The organism is Hoeflea ulvae (assembly GCF_026619435.1).
In the GTDB taxonomy this organism is placed as follows: Bacteria; Pseudomonadota; Alphaproteobacteria; order Rhizobiales; family Rhizobiaceae; genus Hoeflea; species Hoeflea ulvae.
In genome coordinates, this window is record NZ_JAOVZQ010000001.1 from 4,332,097 (window position 1) to 4,349,356 (window position 17,260).

Consider the following 17,260-nt stretch of genomic DNA (forward strand, 5'->3'; position numbering starts at 1 on the left):
CCGCGGCGATGAACGGGAAACCGCATTTCCCCCGGCAAACCGCCGGCGTCCTATTTGACGACACCATACCGGCCATTCTCGAGGAATATGCGCGGGCCGAGCTCGATGTCGTGACACTGAGCCGCGTTGCCCCCTGCCCCGGCCCGATCATGTTTTCGGTCATGCGCGATGAAATGGAGATCATTGCGGATTTTCTCGAGCACTACCGCAATGCCGGCATCCGGAAATTCGTCATTCTCGACAACAATTCGACCGACGGCACATTCGAGCATCTCGGCAAACAGACCGATATCGACCTTTATCGCACCGGCGCTGATTTCACGACGATCCGCAAACAGGCCTGGCTCAACCTGCTGCTTGATACCTACAGATCACCGGGACAATGGTTCCTGTGCGCCGATGCAGACGAGCACATCGTCTTCGATGGCATGCAGGACGGACGGGATTTCCATCGCCTCGCCGCAGTGATGGACAAGGCAGGCATCCGGCGCGTTCGCGGCTGCCTGGTGGACATGTATTCCCACCACCCGGTTGCCAACACAAGTTTTCGCAAGGGAGAGACACTGATTGAAGCCTATCCGCTGTTCGACAGAACCGGTTACCGGGAATATGAGCTTCCTCCGCTGATTGCGCGCGAAGGCGGTCCGCGGCAGAAGCTGTTCGAGGACTCTTCGACCGGTGTGCAGCCGCAACTGACCAAATACCCGATGTTCAGGCTTGAGCCGGAAGACTTCTTCGTCAATCCGCATTTTCTCTGGCCCTATGATCAAAACTTCGCATCGAAATGCTATCTCGGGCTGCTTCACTTCAAGTTCGTGCCGCATTTCACCTCGAAAATGGATCGCGCGATATCCGAAGGCAACTATTGGGAGAACAGCATCGAGTATCAGATTTCCAAATCGGCGCTGCTGAAACAGCAAGACTTGTCATTCATTGGGGAAAACACGGAATTCTACAGAAATCCCGGCTCTCTTGTGGCTTATGATGTTATCGCGCCCATTCCCTGGTAGCGCGGCATCACATGATCCCTGGAGCAGGGCAGTCAGGTTTTGGTTCAGACAGAAACGCGCAGCTTGCGACCCCCGGACTCCCCATGTAGAGGTTATCAGGGGGATGAACAGAAATAGGTTCGAAATCTCATCACTGGACTGGAAACAATGGTGAGTACGGAATTGCATATCGGCAAGGGCATGGAAGATTTGTTGGACAACACCCCGCAAAAAGCTGAAGTCACTTTCGAAGAGAAATCCTACTATTTTTCCCATTCCGATGAGAAAGATCACATCTATTCCATCATACGTGACAAGGGTGAGTTCTACGAGCAGGAACTACTCAGCGCGCTCCGGCCCCTGCTTAATCCGGGCGACTGGGTTGTCGATGCAGGTGCCAATATTGGCAACCACACCGTCTATTTCGCCGGCGTCTGCGGCTGCAATGTCATCGCCTTTGAACCCAATCCGGTTGCTGCACGCCTTCTGCGGCACAATATCGAACTCAACGGGCTGCAGGATCAGGTCCAGGTTCACGAGATTGCTCTCGGCTCCCAGCCAGGCACGGGCAGCATCGTTTCGCCAGGCGACCACAATCTCGGCATGGCCGAAATTCACAGGACCTTGGGAGACACCGGCGCGGTGCGGATCGGCCTGCTGTCCGACCATGTCGGCGCACACCGCATAAGCCTGATCAAGATCGACACCGAAGGCATGGATGTCGAGGTGCTGCGCGGCGCGGCCCCGGTGATCGAGCGTGACAGGCCCGCGGTGACCATTGAAGCGTCGAACCGGGACCATTTCCTGCGCATCTCCGGCATGCTGGAGCAATATGGCTACACCGCCGCGGGCTCATTCAACTACACGCCGACGCATCTGTTTCTCGAAGATGACGGAAGCCGGCCGCACCGCACGCTCTCGCTGGTCGCCAGTGCAATCCGCACTCGACTACATCGATCATGCCGCACTGCGCGACGCGCTCAATCGCGGGCTGCGCACGGCCAACATCCAGCGCGAGCAGCAGTCGGCAAGACTGTCGGACTTTGCAAAGGATCTGCCGGCCCGGCTGAGCCAGGCCCAGGAGGAGACTGCCGGCAAGCTGCGGGATCATGTGTACGGCGAGATTGCCACGGCCACCGCGCAAATTGCCGGGCTTGCTTCCAAAACCGGCGCGCTGGAGGAAAATCTCGGCCGGCATATCCAGTCAGGCACACAGGCCACGGACCGGATTTCCTCCGAACTCAGCGCCCTGCAGTCAAGGATCGCAGGCATCGACGCGGCGGTTGAATCGGTCAAGGACCGGAGCGCCCGCACCGAGGGCAGGCTGGAAGCGCTGCTCGACGCGACGCGCGGGCTTGGCGAGAAACTCGACAGCACCACCCGGGCAATCATCGAAAAGAACGAACTGCTGAGCCAGGCCATCCTGCAGCTTTCGCAAGTGGCCGAACGCTCCGACAGCCGGCTTGACCGGATCGAGCAGGCCATCGGCCAGATGGACCAGATCCAGGCCGCCCGGCACGAGCACGGCGTTGCGGCCACGAGCGCCAACAGCGCGATGATTGCGCGCCTGCAGGGCAGCATCGAGGACATGGCGCAGCTCGCCGTTCTCTGGGCGGAAACCGGCACTTTGCACGAGGCGGCGCAAAGCCAGGCCCAGGCCCGGATGCAGCGCGACATTGAGCAGATCAAACGCCACAGCCTTGGGGATGCGGGAATGCCGGTCGGCACGGACAGCGCCCCGCTCCGGCTTGAAACCAGACAGACGGCCGACAGCAGCCCCACCGACAAGAGCTCGGTCTGGCGCGTGGTGCGCAAGGGCGCCGGCACACAACAGACGGCAATCGCCAGCACCGACCGCAGATCGGGCACGACCGCCCGCCGCGCGGTGGAACCGGAACTGATTGCCGATGAGACATTTTCGGCCACCTGGGACGGGCTCGGCTGGCCCACCGGCAAGGCGGCGCTCGACCCCGGGGGCATCGTCCGTGCGACAGGCGACACCGGCGCAGGCTTCGTCACCCGGAAATATCCCTTTGCCGAGGGCGGCCTGCTCGAAATCGAGATCGAGATGGCCGGAGAGCGGGCCGGCTCGCCGGGACCTGTGCTTTCCATCGTTTCGGATGCCGATGAAGGCATCGGTCCGGAGACGGCGCTCGAACCGGGCATCACCACCGTGCGGGCATTTGCGCCCGGCCGCACCCGCGAGATCAAGCTTCGCATCCATGCCCGCCAGACCCGGACCGGCGACAGCTTTGCAATCCGCCGGCTGGTTGTCAGGCGCATCGGCCTTGATGCCCATCAGCGCGAAGTGCGGGCCCGCATCGGCGAACCGGTGCTGGCGTCGATGGCCTCGATCCCGTCGCGGCGGACCATGCTCGCAGATGCAGTCGACAGCCTGCTGGCGCAGTGCGACCGGGTGCGGGTGTTCCTCAACAACTATCCCGACGTGCCCGATTTCCTGCTGCATCCACGCGTCGACGTGCGCCGCTCGCAGGACTGGGACGACCGCGGCGATGCCGGCAAGATGTTCTGGCTCGAGCATGACAAGCAGCCCGGCTACCGCCTGATCGTGGATGACGACCTGGTCTTCCCGCCCGATTTCTCCGATGTCATGTGCGGCAAGGTCGCCGCCAGGAACAAGCGCGCGATCTATGCCACCCACGGGGTGCTGCTGCGCCAGCCGGTGAGCAATTACTACGACAACCGCTCGCGCGCCGCGACCTTCCACTTCGAACACGCGCTGCCGGCCGATCGCCGGGTGCATATCGGGGCCACCAATGCGCTGTGCCTGCACAGCAGCGCCGTGTCGATGCACTGGGATGATTTCAAATATTGCAATTCCGCCGATGTCTGGCTGGCGCTGCATGCGCAGCACAACGACCTGCAGGTGCTCACACCGGCGCGGCGGGCGAACTGGGTGCGCGAAAACCGGCATGCCGCGCCGGAGGAAACCATCTACAGGCACTCGCTCAACCGCACCCGCACCCGCTTTGACAGCTCGCTGGTGCAGGACGCCGTGCTCAAGCACCACTGGCCGCTGACCATCAAGGCCGGCGAAGACCGCAAATATGCCCTGCTGCTAAAGCTCGACACTGTCGATGGCCTGGCCGCGCATCTCGAGCGCTGTCTCGCACTCGCCGCCAGCGAAACCGCGGAATGGGTGGTGCTGCTGGCCTATGACCGCGGCGATGCGGCGCTGGAAGAGGCCGTGGCCGCACTGCCGGTCGACCGCGAAACCCATCTCATCGACACCGCGAAAGGCGAGGCGCTGGCGCAGGCCGCCGGGCTGATGACAAAAACCGGCATCACGGCACTGCTGGGAATCGAGGCAGCAGCGCTGGCCACCGCGCCCGAGGGCGAAGCGCCGGGCACAGGCAAGCCGGTCAGCTGGGGCGGCCTGCAGATGGTCCGGCTCAGGACGGGCAGGCGCACCGCCGGCGCCATTCTTGCCGAAAGCAGGGATGATGCGGCCACCCTGCTTGCCCTGACCGGTGACCTGCGGCTCAAGCCCGCAAGCGGGCGCAGCGCCTTTGCAACCCCCGCCCCCGAACCCCGCGCTGCCCCGGCCGTGATGACCGGCGCGTCCGGAGCGACGATCAATTCCGTCTTCGAGCAGGTCCGCGTGCTCAATCTCGACCGGCGCACCGACCGCTGGGACAGCGTCTCGCGCAGCCTGGCGCTGGCCGGCATCACCGCCGAACGGTTCAGCGCCGTGGACGGCAGCCTGCCCGAGGTGGCGGCGGAATATGAGGCCTATCTGCGCGAGCCGCCGGTCACCGTCTCCGATGCCGTTCCGCCGATCAATTCGCAGCGCGATTTCTACATGGATTACGCCAGCCAGATGGCGCGCGTGGCCTATCTCGAACGCGACGGCAGGAAGGCCGTCGCCTCGCGCGGCGCCTGGGGCTATCTCAGATCCTACGAGGCCATTCTCGAACAGGCGCTTGCCAACAACAATGACAGCCTGCTGGTGATCGAAGACGACGTGATGCTGCACAGGAACGCCCAAGCGCTGTTTGCCGAGGCGATGACGCAATTGCCCGATGACTGGCTGATCCTGCAGCTAGGCACCCTGCAATACAACTGGACGCCGCCCTGGGCAGAGCCCGTCTCGCCGCTGCTTTACCGCACCAATGGCTCGGCCATCGGATCGCACGCCGTCGGCATGCGCTTTGATGTCATTCCCTACCTGCTCGACCAGACCAAGCGCCACGACATGCCCTATGATGTCGGCGCCCTGAGCGCCGCAACCCGCGCCTTCCCGGACCGCTGCTACGTCATCACCCCCCACCTCGCCATCCAGAGCCTGGTGGATTCGGATATCGGCACCTCGGATTTCCAGCAGGGAAACAAGCGCGAGGACATTGCAGCGACATACCGGTGGAAACTTGACGACTATCAATGACGCCCGGACCGCAAATCCGCAATTTCAGCCGGGGCCGCGCTGCCCTGCCAGTGACGACAACAGGAAAGGGATCAGGATTTTGCGTTTTTCAATCATCGTTCCCGTCTACAACAATCCGGCGGATCTGAGGAACTGCATCGAAAGCCTCAAGGCGCTTGATTATCCCGCGCAGGATTACGAGATCATCGTCGTTGACAACAATTCGACCGACGACACCGCCGCCGTGGCCAGGGAACTGGGCGTCACCTGCCTGTCGGAAACCCGGTTTCAGAGCTCCTATGCTGCGCGCAACACCGGCATCAAGGCGGCCAAAGGCAGCTTCATCGCGTTTACCGATTCCGACTGCGTGGCCGACAAGGACTGGCTCAAGGCCATTGACGCCGTAAGCGGTGACGAAGCCGCGGGCTGCTTTGCAGGCGAGATCCTGTCGGTGCCGCCGAGCACCACCGTCGAGCGCTTTTCGGACAGCATCGGGCTGTTGCGCCAGAAAGGCCCGCTGTCGGGCTGGCACTTCAAGCCCTATGCGCAGACGGCCAATGCCGTCTATCGCAAGGCGGTCTTCGACAAGATCGGCCTGTTCGACCCCACCACCAACTCCGGCGGCGACGCGGCCATCGCCTGGCGCATGCTCGACAAGACAGCCTACACGATCCGCTTCGTGCCCGAAGCCATCGTCTACCATCACCACCGCACAAGCGTGCCCGACCTCTATGCGCAGTTCCACCGCTATGGCGGCGCAGATATGGCCTTGGCCCTGCTCGACGAAAACTACCAACAACCTGCAGTCTCAGCGCTTGAAAATGATGTCATAGACCTGTCGGCCAAGCATCTGCAACAGATGGAAGACGCTGGCGTCGACGATGAAATTATATTTTCAGGATTGGAGTTGGTAGCGCGCGCAGCTCGTCTCTCAGGTTATCAGACGGCGATGCTTGGTTGCACAACAGAAGGTGCGCCGATTGACGAAATCCCCGGCATCGCTCGCAAGCGCGCGCCAACCTGCAATATTTGTGGATCGAAAAATTTTGAAGCCGGTCCAAACGGACGTCTCTTCGAGGGAAGAGCCCCAAAATGTATAGAATGCGGTTCATTGGAACGTCACCGCATGTTGTTCGGCTACCTCACCCGCAGATGGAATTCGCTAGGTAAATTGGCTGCCCAATGCGTGGGAGCGAGTTTGCCACGGCGAGCAACCATGGGCTTTGCATCATTTGAACACGTCAAAGAAGCGGAAATCACCAACCTTCCATCGCCCGCTCGATACGATATCGTTTTCTCCACAAACCAGTTGGCAGGCAAGTCGGTAGACGAGATCGGCGACTGGCTCGAGCAAGTCACGCTTGCCTTGGAAGACACAGGAACTCTGCTGCTGCTAGAGACCAAGCCCCGCCTCAATGTGCAGCAACTTTCTTCGACATTATCCGGGTTTTTGCCTTCCATAAAGGTGTCATCTGTCTTGCTACGAGACACGGTCACTGGCGATAGCGGAACGCTTCTGGTTCTTGAACCGGCAACAGCAAACGCGCGGGAGAACATGAATGCCTGAATTCGATTTTCAGAAGCTTTTCTCTCAGCCGGTGGTACCCGAGTATGTGGCAACCGTCATGAACGAGTACATGGATGTCACGCTTGAACGGTTGAAGATTTCAGAAGGTCATTCAAGTCCCGAAAATCCTGTCGTCATATCTGTGGTGCGCAATGAGAACGAGCGACTGCCGGATTTTTTCAGGCACTACCGGCAGGCTGGCATCGAGAAGTTCGTGTTCCTGGACAACGGCTCCAGTGACGGCACAACCGAATTTCTTGCCGAGCAGGCTGACACTGATGTCTACCGTTGCACGCGGCCATTTGACTGGATGAAAAAACATGGCTGGATCAATCTGTTGATTTCCATGTACGGCCGCGAGCGCTGGTACATTTATGTCGATGGCGATGAGCATCTGGTATTTGACGGAATTGATGAGGGGAAGACTTTTGCAGACGTGGCTAAAGTCATGCAAGACAGGGGCCTCCGCCGTGTCCGCGGTTGTCTGATCGACATGTATTCCGACGGCCCGTTGCTCAAATCAAGCTACAACCGTGGCGAACGCCTCCTTGAAGCCTACCCCTATTTTGACGGTGAGGGTTACAAGGAAGAAAAATACAAGGAAATCATTTCGCGCAAGGGCGGCCCGCGCCAGCGCGCCTTTGGACAGGCAGACAAGAATTTCCGGCCGGAAATGACCAAATATCCGATGTTTCGCCTCTCCGGGCATGACGTGTTCGCCAACCCGCATCACATCTGGCCCTATGAAGGCAATTTCGTTTCAGAGTGCTATTTCGGCATTCTCCATTTCAAGTTTCTACCGGATGTCCAAAAGAGGATAGAGGACGCCATAGAAAATGAAAACTACTGGGGAGGAAGCCTAGAATACAAATGCTACCAAAAAACACTAAGAGAGAACAATAGCACAACACTACTCTCTCCAATTAGCCAGAGATACAAACACGTATCGGACCTAGTGGAGCTAGTACATATATCAAAAATTCCAAAACGGTCAGTATAACCGGGTCGTAGCAAGTGCTTTCGACTGCCAAAGCCTTCCCATTTTTTCCAATGTGTATTCACTTAGGGAGAAAAAATAGACCAAATCCGAAGAACCGGTGACAACGTCATAGCCTGCGACTGAGACGGAACTCAACCCAGCAATCTGCTTTACGATACGCTGCGGAAAGTCTGCACCATAGTCGCGATAATGCTCAGCTATCTTAGGGTCAGGAAATCCCCAGTCTTTTGTCGTCCATGTGTGCGTGGGGGTGGGAACACATACATGAACCACCCCTTCCGAACCAACTAACCGAAGCGATTCGCGCATCGCTGCCATGTCGTCTGAAACATGCTCAAGTACATGAGTTGATGCGACGAGCTCAAATGAATTGGAGGCAAGGCCCGTATCCATCATGTCCATGGAGTTAACCCCCCATAAGCTGAGGGCACATATTCTTTAAACCAGGATCGATCAAAACTGCGGTCCGGCGCAAAATGAAGCGCTCTCCAATCCGACAGTATCGGACGGAGAGGCAAGTAAATTTCGCGAACTATTCGATGCCGTTCAACGCACTTGCAGTTCGCGCACATTGGCGCTTGACCGTTGGTCATCCGCCCTTGGTAGCCAGGAATAAACTCAGAATGTTCGCAAATACTGCAGCGCAAATCGTACCTCTAATCAGTTTCAGGGTGTGAATTCGATATTCAAATGCCGTGAACCACTGGACACCAAGAAAAGTGGGCAACAGCCGAAATAGGTAGATATTTCTTTTCATTCCTGTCTTGACGCAACTAATCAATAGATCTCCGGGCCGCCCACTGTCCAGCATGATCCATCAGCATAATCTCAAAATTATTCTGGCGACAAAAATCACGCACAGCACGGAACACACCATAGTGCCGGTGCTCTCTTCTGCACCAACAATCGTCTCCAAAGAGTATCCCATCTGGCGCCAACTTAGTAGCCAGTGCATTTAGCTCCGCCAGCGTCGGCTCATACTGATGGGTAGAATCAACATAGGCCCAATCCAAACTGGATTCATCCAGAGAATTAATCCACTCCACCCCCTTGCTGGTTACAATTTCAACCTCCGGAAACCTGCTCAGCCGATGTGACGCAGCTTGGTATGCAGCTTCGGTAGAGAGAGTACCGTTGGCGGTATATTCGCCCCAATTAGGGAAATGCTCTCCAAACGCCAGTTCCCAAGGGTCAACTGCAAAATATTTGATCGGCTTAGCAATCTGAATCAGCAGCTCTGAAAATTGACCTGTGAACACTCCAATTTCAGCTCCGCGCTTCCATTTCGGTATATAATTCAATATTGGCCGACGACGTTCAAACCTGGGATCTAAAACCGCTTCGACCTTTGCCAGCACCGGGTAGCGCGCATATACTGGCGACATATCGACCTGATCATGTGTATTTTCACTCATATTGTATCTACTTTTCCGCCCGAGAATTACTCACACATTTGCCATCGATCATTTAAGAGTGGCTTCATATTTCACCTGTTGGTGTGACCCGAATTTCTGCCGGTTCATAATCCTCAGAAATACGGGTCGGCACGTGACTGGTGCAAGATGTCCTAGCACCTTTGCTAGCAAATCGTAATCGCCTCAGTCCCTAAAGTGTACCATTTGGAGAATCTTGCTTAACTCTTGAATTATCGTTGTATAAAAATGCACACAAAATTGATGTCCGAGCCGTATCAGGATATGAAGGCTGGAACTCAGGATTCATTGATTTAATTCCAGAAATAGGTGAGAAAAATGTCCAAGGATTTTGATCAGGCGGAGTTTTGGATCAACCGTCATATCGTTTATAAAGATGACCCAAGATCGGTGGGAAATGCCGCGGTGAGCGTAGAGGCGAATTTGGATGGCGAGAAAGATTTGCAGGCGGCTATTGCTCAGCTTGCCAAGCGCTTTTCATCGCATAATTACTCCACTGTTTTGGATTTGGGATGCGGATATGGGCGCGTTGCGGATAGCTTCATATCCAATGGATTCAAGTATACCGGCATAGACATCTCGAAAGACGCACTAGAGACCGCAAAAAAACAATACCCACAGGGGAAGTTTATTCAGGGCGACTTACGAAATATAAAACTGGATAGTAAATTCGATGTCGTTTCAATTTTATACGTATTAGTGCATTTTGTAGATGATAGCGACTGGAAGTCATTTCTCCGCACAGCCTGCGAATATCTCACTCCGGGTGGGAAGCTTGTTTTTGCAGATCACTTTCCAACTGAACGCTCTTCACCAGTTGCACACGCCGTCTCTAGACCAATCGGCGACTATATTGATTTCTTCCGCGAAGTTGGAATGGAACTCGATAGCGAACTGCAGAAAGATTTTGCTAGCGAACCGTTTGCGTGCGTGCCGGCTTTTCGGTTTGCAAAGAAAGCCTAACTAGAGACGGCGCAGCGCAAACGAATCGTGACCGTTCGGCTCAACTGTTAGGTATGCAAATTTCCACCCATATTCCACACAAAATTTAGTGCAAGCTTCGACTACTCCATACGGCCAGGGTGTGATTACATTGCCGACACAAAAATCGTGCCCGGCAATGAAACCATCAGCCTTGACTTTTTCATTTGCAATTAGGAGCTCCGCCCAAGTTGTAAGATAGCTGTGATCGGTATCGATATATATCCAGTCAAACAGGCCATCTTCGAATATAGGTAAAATCTCCGTGGATAAACCAGTATTAACAACCATGCTTCCGCTGTCTATCAACTCAGAATGTTCCGACTCGATCGCCGCTAACCCGGCCTTGTAACGTTCCGAACTCCACACATCGACAAGATGAATTTTGCTGGGTTCATTTCTCTTAATAATCTCTCTTGTGAAATCACCAAAGGCAACGCCAATTTCCGCCACGACGCCATTTTTTGGCAATACATCCAATAAGGCCAATCTATCTGGCAGCAATCTTGCTCCCTCTAGGTTCTCAGGATTTAAGTAGACATGGGGACTTTGGCGTTTGATTGCTCTACGGTCATCAGGGGTCATAAAAAGGATAATCTCCGCGGTGTGACTAGGATTTTCAATGCTTTGAAGTGGATTTTATCCCCCAGTTTGTATGCCGTGGCAAGATAGAGCGGGAACAATTCAAAAGGAGTTTCCCTCATGTCTAACCTCTCTCCCCGTCACGCCCTGCCTTTTCTCTCCCCGTCCCAAGCCCAGAAACATGTCACGGTCAATGAAAGCCTGCGGCTGGTCGATGCGCTTTTGCAATGCGCCGTGGTTTCGGCCACCGTGGAGGTCGAGCCGACCGGGCCCCAGGACGGCGAAGCCTGGATCCTGCCGGCCGGCCGGTCCGGGCCGGCCTGGGATTTCATCGCGCCGGGACGCATCGCGGCCTGGATCGATGGCCGGTTCACCCCGATTGCCCCGCCCGCGGGTTTCCTTGCCTATGTAATCGACACGGGCGCCTTTGTGCTGTTTGACGGGACCGGCTGGTCGGCGATCCCGCTTTCTGGCGCCAATGTGCCGAGCTTCGGCATCAACACGACTGCCGACACCACCAACAGGCTGGCGGTCAAGGCGGATTCCGAACTGCTCAGCCACGATGATGTAACGCCCGGCAGCGGGGACGCCCGCAAGATCATCAACAAGCTCGATGCCGCGCACACCGCCTCGCTGGTGTTCCAGAGCGGCTATTCCGGCCGTGCCGAGATCGGTCTGATGGGCGACAACCAGCTCGCCTTCAAGGTCTCCGCCGATGGCGGCGCCTTCACCGAAGTGCTCCGCGCCGACACCGTCACCGGCCATTTGGCCCTGCAAAGGCCAAGCGCCGAGCGCACGCTTCATCTCGGCGGGCCGACCAATCCCGGCATTCGCCTGCAGGAGGATGGTACGGCCGGCTATGGCGAACTGGTCAATGTGAGCGCCGGGCAAACCCTGCTCAGCCATGTCTCGCCGCCCGGCGAAGGCGCCTTGATCGACCTGGCGCCGATCCCCGCCGACGGCACCAGTTCGGCTGCATTCCGCTTTTTCCGCGGCACCAACACCAGCCATGGCTGCTATCTCACCATCCATGCCGGCGATGGCACCGCCACCTATAATCACCAGCTGTCCGGCAAATGGGACTCCTATCTCAACGTAACCTACGGCAACCTGCGGATAGGGTCGGCAACGCCGCCGGTGTGCAAGCTTGATGTCGCCGGGCCGGTGCGGGTCGGCAGCTATGCGGTCGCCGCGCTTCCGGCCGCCTCAGCCGGAGCCGGACAGATCATCTATGTCCCTGATGAAACCGGCGGCGCCGTCCTCGCCTTCTCCGACGGCACCAACTGGCGCCGATCGACCGACCGCTCCGTGGTAACCTGACCGCGCCGGAGCGCCACGCCCACAGGCCAATGCGGGTTTGCCGTCTTCGGCAATGCCGGTTATGATCCCGGACACTATGGGCGTCCGGGGTCGCAATGAACGACAAGTCACCAAGTTTGTTGCGTTACCTGGATGATGAGGAAAACCGGTTCTGCATAGATCTGCCGCCGGAACTTGTTCCCGCCGAGCATTTTGCCGGCAGCGATCTGACCCGCCATCGCTTCTCCTTCTATGGCGAAAGCTTCGATCTTCCCGCCGGCATCGATTGGGAGACAAATCCCGGCACCTCGCAATGGGGCCATGATCTCAACCGGTTCGGCTTTCTGGTTCTGCACAGCCCGGATGACGAACAGCAGGCGCGCGCCATGGAGCGCCTGATCATCGACTGGATCCGCAAGAACGGGCCGGTTCGAAATCCTCAAAGTCCCTACGCCTGGCAGAACCTGCTCAATATCGGCATCCGGATCGAAAACTGGTGGCGCTTCCTGGCCCTTCGCCAGGCCGAGGGCCGATGCGGTTTCTCGCAAGCCGAGTGGAGACTGGTCAAGCACAGCGTGCTGCGGCAACTGCTGATCCTGCTGCGCCTGATCGATGAGCGGGGTCATGAGAGCAACTGGGCCCCGATCGGCCTGCGCGCCGCGCTGTCCGTGCTCTATGCCTCGCCCAAACTGCCGCTGCGCGAGAGGCTCATCCGGATTGCCTGGCGCGGCATCGAAACGGCGGCGGAGCGACAGGTTCTGCCCGACGGCGCCCAGCAGGAGCTCTCGCCGCATTATCACTGGGTCGCACTCGAACTGTTTGCGTCCTGCCGTGCGATGGCGCGCCAGGCCGGGCGATCAGAGTACCGCGCGCTGGATGAAACCATCATCGCTATGGCGCGGTTTCTCGATTCGCTGATTCTCCCCGATGGCGGCATCGTCGCCTTCGGCGACAGTGATTTCGATTACGGTCCGCGCATCAAGCTGTTTCTCGATGGTCTCAAGTCCGAACTGCCCGTTCCGCAGGCCGGACCGGTTTCGATCCATCCTTATGCCGGTATCGCCGTTCTGCGCAACGATGAGGACGGCCACGTCCTGGCCTTTGATGCCGGACCCTACGGCACGGCGCACCAGCACGAGGATGCCCTGTCCTTCTGGCTCACGGCATTCCGCGAGCATTTCCTCGTCGATCCCGGCCGCTATCTCTACGAGTACAAGACGGGGAGCATGTACACCCACCTCACATCCACGGCGGCCCATTCCACAGTCATGATCGCCGGTCACGGACAGGACGCCAAGGCGCGCCGGGACAGCTGGCGCCGCACCGCACCCGCCGGTCCGAACCTGTCACATCAGCAAGGAAAACCCTTGCTCACCGGTCGCTACGACGGCGGCTATGGCGAGACCTATCCCGACATCATTCACCAGCGCACAATCGAATCTGACATGACCAGTGCCAGTTGGCTGGTCCACGACCAGCTTGAAGGCAAAGGCAAAGTTCCGGTGGAACTGCGGTTCCAGTTTGCGCCATCGGCCTGGTCACTTGAAGGAAATACCTTTGTCTGCAGGCGCGGCGAGGTGGAACTGACGCTTGAATTCGGCAGCGAATGGCGCCCCTCGGTGAGCGAAGGGCAGATGTCGCCGAAATCCGGATGGTACTCGCCCGGGCTGAACCGGATCGAGCCTGCGCCGTGTCTGCTGCTTGAGGCCGAGATGGTGCTTCCGGTCGGGTTCACCACGCGGATCGAGGCCCGCCGGACCGGCACCGCCGTTCTTGCCTTCGGCGGTCAACCCGCTAATGTGCCACCGAACGCAGAATCGACGTCCGGAGAGCATTTCATGTCACGCAAGCCTCGCCAGAAAACCGTCACGGCCGCCCCGGGCGCGGCCGCCCCGGCGCCGCTGCCACAGGCCGTGCCGGACGCCCTGACCGGCGACACCGCCGCCCCGCCGGTCGACAGCGGCCACCCGATGCGCGATGCCTTTGCCCGCATGCAGGAGCTGCTCGGCGAGCGCATCGACAAGACCCGCGACAGGCTTCGCAGCAACGAGGAAAGTTTTTCCCGGATTGCCGATTACGAAGCCCGGATCGACCGTCTCGAGGCGGAGGTCAGGCAGTTGCGGCAATCCGAAAAGGCCTTGCAGATCCAGTCCAACCAGATGAGCGCCGAAAACGCGGTGTTGCGCAACCGGGTCGAGGCACTTCAGCATGTCAGCGCCGAGTCCGACAGGCTGCGGCAGGTGATCCAGCATCTGCACAAGACCGCCTGCGAAGAGGTCGGCCGGGTTGTCAGGGCGCTGCTGCCGGTCAAGAAGGGCGGCCTGGTCAAGAAGAACATGCCGTTGAGCGAACAGGCGCAGCTTCTCATCGACACCGGCGTGGTCGACGCGGAATGGTATCTCAGGCGTCACCCTGATGTTGCGGAAGTCGGGATGGAGGCCGCGGTCCACTACGTCCTGCACGGCGCCGAGGAAGGCCGGGTCCCCGGACCGGCGCTGGACCGGGCCGCCGAGGAAAAATGACAGCGCTGATCCCACCCGCACAGCCTTTCAGGCCCGGCCGCGGCACCGTCTGAACCGGGGCGCAAGCCAGCGTCCCGACTGAGCCACGGCATCCGACCAGGGCCGATACCGACTGCACGCGCCGGACAAGTCCGGCCTGTGTGACACTTCCAGACGAATTGGTCGTTCCGGCCGGTTCCAATCGCAAGCTCCGAGGGCATTCATGGTTCAGATTACAGTTGTCGGCATCGGATATGTGGGGCTGTCGAACGCGGTGATGCTGGCCCAGCACAATGATGTCATCGCCTATGACATCGATCCGAAAAAGGTCGAGATGCTCAACAACCGGATCTCGCCGCTCGCCGACGCCGACATCGAGCACTATCTGGCCAACCGGCCGCTGCGGCTGACGGCCACCAATTCGACAGCACAGGCCTTCGCCAGCGCCGATTTCATCATCGTCGCCACGCCGACCAATTACGATCCGCAGACCAATTCCTTCGACACCAGCAGCGTCAAGCGGGTGCTCGACGAGGTCCGGAACATCAACCCGATGGCGACCATCGTCATCAAGTCGACCATTCCGGTCGGCTACACGGAATCGATCCGTCAGCAACGCGGAGACGAGCGCATTTTCTTCTGCCCGGAATTTCTGCGCGAGGGCAAGGCGCTGCATGACAATCTCTACCCGTCGCGCATCGTGGTCGGCGCCCACACCCCGGAGGCGCATCAGTTTGCCCGGCTGTTGCAGGAGGCCGCAATCAAGCCCGACATTCCGGTGCTGTTCACCGGCGCCGGCGAAGCCGAAGCAATCAAGCTCTTTGCCAACACCTATCTCGCCATGCGCGTGGCCTATTTCAACGAACTCGATTCCTATGCCATCACCCATGGCATCGCCACCCGCGACATCATCGAAGGCATCAGCCTCGATCCGCGCATCGGCAAGCACTACAACAACCCCTCTTTCGGCTATGGCGGCTATTGCCTGCCCAAGGACACAAGGCAATTGCTGGCCAATTTCAGCGAAACGCCGCAAAATCTCATCGGCGCCATTGTCGACGCCAATGCGACGCGGATGGATTTCCTCGCCGCCGACATTCTTGCCCGCCAGCCCGGCGTCGTCGGCGTCTACCGGCTGGCGATGAAGCAGGGATCGGACAATTTTCGCGAGTCCGCGATCCAGGGCATCATGAAACGCATCTGCGATCGCGGCATACCGCTCATCGTCTACGAACCGGATTGTCCCGACAGCGATTTTTTCGGATCCGAAGTGGTCGCCGATCTTGCCGATTTCAAAAGCCGCGCCGACATCATCATCAGCAACCGGCGCTCGAGCGAGCTTGATGACGTGCCCGGCAAGGTCTATTCGCGGGATATCTATGGTACAGACTAGCCCGGCCGGATCATGAGACGCGGTATTCGTCCTGGCTCATGCGCCATGCCCCGGTCAGCGCGGGAAACACGATTCCCCATCAACATCAGGATGGACAGATGCCGGATACTATCTCTCATGATCCCACCCGCATCCTGGTAACCGGGGGCGCCGGCTATATCGGCTCCCATTGCTGCGTCGAACTCATCAACGAGGGCTATCAACCGGTCATCCTGGATGATTTTTCCAATGCCCAGCCCGGCGTGGTTGACAGCATCGAGACGATCACCGGCAAGCGGCCACCGGTCATTGCCGCCGACATTCGCGACCGGGCCGCCATCGCAACCGCCCTTTCGGACCAACGGATCGGCGCGGTGATGCATTTCGCCGCCCTGAAGGCCGTCGGCGAGTCGGTGCGTCTTCCGCTGGCCTATTACGATGTGAATGTATCCGGCACGCTGGCGCTGCTCGGCGCGATGCAGCAGCATGGTCTCAAGACCATCGTGTTTTCGTCCTCGGCCACGGTCTACGGCATACCGGACTCCCTGCCCGTGCGCGAGGATGCCCCGCGAATGGCGACCAACCCCTATGGCCGCTCCAAGATCATCGCGGAGGATTTCCTCACCGACCTCTTTGCCGCCGAACCGGACTGGCAGATCGCCGTGCTGCGCTATTTCAACCCGGTTGGCGCCCATCAATCCGGCCTGATCGGCGAGGATCCGAGCGGAATACCCAACAATCTGATGCCTTTCGTGGCTCAGGTCGCATCGGGAAAGCAGCCTTGCCTGTCGATCTTCGGCGATGATTATCCAACGCGGGACGGCACAGGCGTCCGCGACTTCATCCATGTCGTCGATCTGGCGAAGGGCCATGTCGCCGCCATCAGGCATCTCGAGACAGCCCCCGGGCTGATGACGCTCAATCTCGGCACCGGAACCGGCTATTCGGTCCTGGAACTGATCGAGGCCTTCATTGCAGCCAGCGGACGCGAGGTTCCCTACCGGATCGAGCCCCGCCGGCAGGGCGACGTCGCCGAGATCTATGCAGACCCTTCGCTTGCAGGCACGCGCATCGGCTGGCAAGCCACACGGACACTTGAGGACATGTGCCGCGACACATGGAACTGGCAATCCCGAAAGCCCTGACAGCGCG

At 58.7% G+C, this 17,260-nt stretch carries 12 protein-coding genes and 1 pseudogene; 10 read left to right on the forward strand and 3 right to left on the reverse strand.

The features are described 5' to 3' along the window. Positions 1-8 precede the first annotated feature (8 nt). The 5 genes and pseudogenes from OEG82_RS20605 to OEG82_RS20625 all read left to right on the forward strand — a co-directional run bounded on the left by OEG82_RS20605 (position 9) and on the right by OEG82_RS20625 (position 7,940). Positions 9-1,010, forward strand: coding sequence for a glycosyltransferase family 2 protein (locus OEG82_RS20605; protein ID WP_267614221.1), 1,002 nt, complete (start codon positions 9-11; stop codon positions 1,008-1,010). A gap of 180 nt (positions 1,011-1,190) precedes the next feature. Further along, positions 1,191-1,769: pseudogene (locus tag OEG82_RS24325) on the forward strand (FkbM family methyltransferase); the annotation flags it as partial. A gap of 109 nt (positions 1,770-1,878) precedes the next feature. After that, complete coding sequence (locus OEG82_RS20615) at positions 1,879-5,394, forward strand: glycosyltransferase family 25 protein (RefSeq protein ID WP_267614223.1); 3,516 nt, start codon at positions 1,879-1,881, stop codon at positions 5,392-5,394. Next, on the forward strand, positions 5,378-6,940 hold the full coding sequence (locus OEG82_RS20620; protein ID WP_267614224.1) for a glycosyltransferase family 2 protein: 1,563 nt from the start codon (positions 5,378-5,380) through the stop codon (positions 6,938-6,940). Before OEG82_RS20615 ends, OEG82_RS20620 begins: the two co-directional genes overlap by 17 nt. Then, on the forward strand, positions 6,933-7,940 hold the full coding sequence (locus tag OEG82_RS20625) for a glycosyltransferase family 2 protein (RefSeq protein ID WP_267614225.1): 1,008 nt from the start codon (positions 6,933-6,935) through the stop codon (positions 7,938-7,940). The genes OEG82_RS20620 and OEG82_RS20625 overlap by 8 nt, the downstream gene beginning before the upstream one ends. Here OEG82_RS20625 and OEG82_RS20630 read toward each other — a convergent pair. Beyond that, the gene (locus OEG82_RS20630; RefSeq protein ID WP_267614226.1) at positions 7,932-8,342 is read right to left on the reverse strand and encodes a class I SAM-dependent methyltransferase; all 411 of its coding nucleotides are present in this window, start codon (positions 8,340-8,342) and stop codon (positions 7,932-7,934) included. The two genes, OEG82_RS20625 and OEG82_RS20630, sit on opposite strands and share 9 nt — an antisense overlap. A 371-nt stretch (positions 8,343-8,713) precedes the next feature. Further along, positions 8,714-9,355: a class I SAM-dependent methyltransferase gene (locus OEG82_RS20635; protein ID WP_267614227.1), complete on the reverse strand. Its 642-nt coding sequence runs from the start codon at positions 9,353-9,355 to the stop codon at positions 8,714-8,716. A gap of 336 nt (positions 9,356-9,691) precedes the next feature. Here OEG82_RS20635 and OEG82_RS20640 point away from each other — a divergent pair, with 336 nt between their 5' ends. Further along, the gene (locus OEG82_RS20640; RefSeq protein WP_267614228.1) at positions 9,692-10,336 is read left to right on the forward strand and encodes a class I SAM-dependent methyltransferase; all 645 of its coding nucleotides are present in this window, start codon (positions 9,692-9,694) and stop codon (positions 10,334-10,336) included. Here OEG82_RS20640 and OEG82_RS20645 read toward each other — a convergent pair whose 3' ends face one another. Beyond that, a complete protein-coding gene (locus tag OEG82_RS20645) occupies positions 10,337-10,939 on the reverse strand; it encodes a class I SAM-dependent methyltransferase (RefSeq protein ID WP_267614229.1) in 603 nt (200 codons plus the stop codon). 117 nt (positions 10,940-11,056) lie between these two features. Here OEG82_RS20645 and OEG82_RS20650 point away from each other — a divergent pair, with 117 nt between their 5' ends. The 4 genes from OEG82_RS20650 to galE all read left to right on the forward strand — a co-directional run bounded on the left by OEG82_RS20650 (position 11,057) and on the right by galE (position 17,253). Continuing rightward, complete coding sequence (locus OEG82_RS20650) at positions 11,057-12,256, forward strand: DUF2793 domain-containing protein (RefSeq protein WP_267614230.1); 1,200 nt, start codon at positions 11,057-11,059, stop codon at positions 12,254-12,256. Positions 12,257-12,351: 95 nt separating this feature from the next. After that, positions 12,352-14,757: a heparinase II/III domain-containing protein gene (locus OEG82_RS20655; RefSeq protein WP_267614231.1), complete on the forward strand. Its 2,406-nt coding sequence runs from the start codon at positions 12,352-12,354 to the stop codon at positions 14,755-14,757. 202 nt (positions 14,758-14,959) lie between these two features. After that, on the forward strand, positions 14,960-16,129 hold the full coding sequence (locus tag OEG82_RS20660; RefSeq protein ID WP_267614232.1) for a nucleotide sugar dehydrogenase: 1,170 nt from the start codon (positions 14,960-14,962) through the stop codon (positions 16,127-16,129). Positions 16,130-16,227: 98 nt separating this feature from the next. Next, positions 16,228-17,253 (forward strand): UDP-glucose 4-epimerase GalE, encoded by a 1,026-nt coding sequence (gene galE, locus OEG82_RS20665; protein ID WP_267614233.1) that lies wholly within the window; start codon positions 16,228-16,230, stop codon positions 17,251-17,253. The last annotated feature ends 7 nt before the right edge of the window (positions 17,254-17,260 follow it).

What these genes read in the sequence shown, in the direction of transcription:
- OEG82_RS20625 (WP_267614225.1), top strand. Translation starts at nt 6,933, where the DNA reads ATGCCTGAATTCGATTTTCAGAAGCTTTTCTCTCAGCCGGTGGTACCC.
- OEG82_RS20640 (WP_267614228.1), top strand. Translation starts at nt 9,692, where the DNA reads ATGTCCAAGGATTTTGATCAGGCGGAGTTTTGGATCAACCGTCATATC.
- OEG82_RS20650 (WP_267614230.1), top strand. Translation starts at nt 11,057, where the DNA reads ATGTCTAACCTCTCTCCCCGTCACGCCCTGCCTTTTCTCTCCCCGTCC.
- OEG82_RS20615 (WP_267614223.1), top strand. Translation starts at nt 1,879, where the DNA reads ATGACGGAAGCCGGCCGCACCGCACGCTCTCGCTGGTCGCCAGTGCAA.
- OEG82_RS20605 (WP_267614221.1), top strand. Translation starts at nt 9, where the DNA reads ATGAACGGGAAACCGCATTTCCCCCGGCAAACCGCCGGCGTCCTATTT.
- OEG82_RS20660 (WP_267614232.1), top strand. Translation starts at nt 14,960, where the DNA reads ATGGTTCAGATTACAGTTGTCGGCATCGGATATGTGGGGCTGTCGAAC.
- OEG82_RS20635 (WP_267614227.1), bottom strand. Translation starts at nt 9,355, where the DNA reads ATGAGTGAAAATACACATGATCAGGTCGATATGTCGCCAGTATATGCG.
- OEG82_RS20645 (WP_267614229.1), bottom strand. Translation starts at nt 10,939, where the DNA reads ATGACCCCTGATGACCGTAGAGCAATCAAACGCCAAAGTCCCCATGTC.
- OEG82_RS20630 (WP_267614226.1), bottom strand. Translation starts at nt 8,342, where the DNA reads ATGGACATGATGGATACGGGCCTTGCCTCCAATTCATTTGAGCTCGTC.
- galE (WP_267614233.1), top strand. Translation starts at nt 16,228, where the DNA reads ATGCCGGATACTATCTCTCATGATCCCACCCGCATCCTGGTAACCGGG.
- OEG82_RS20655 (WP_267614231.1), top strand. Translation starts at nt 12,352, where the DNA reads ATGAACGACAAGTCACCAAGTTTGTTGCGTTACCTGGATGATGAGGAA.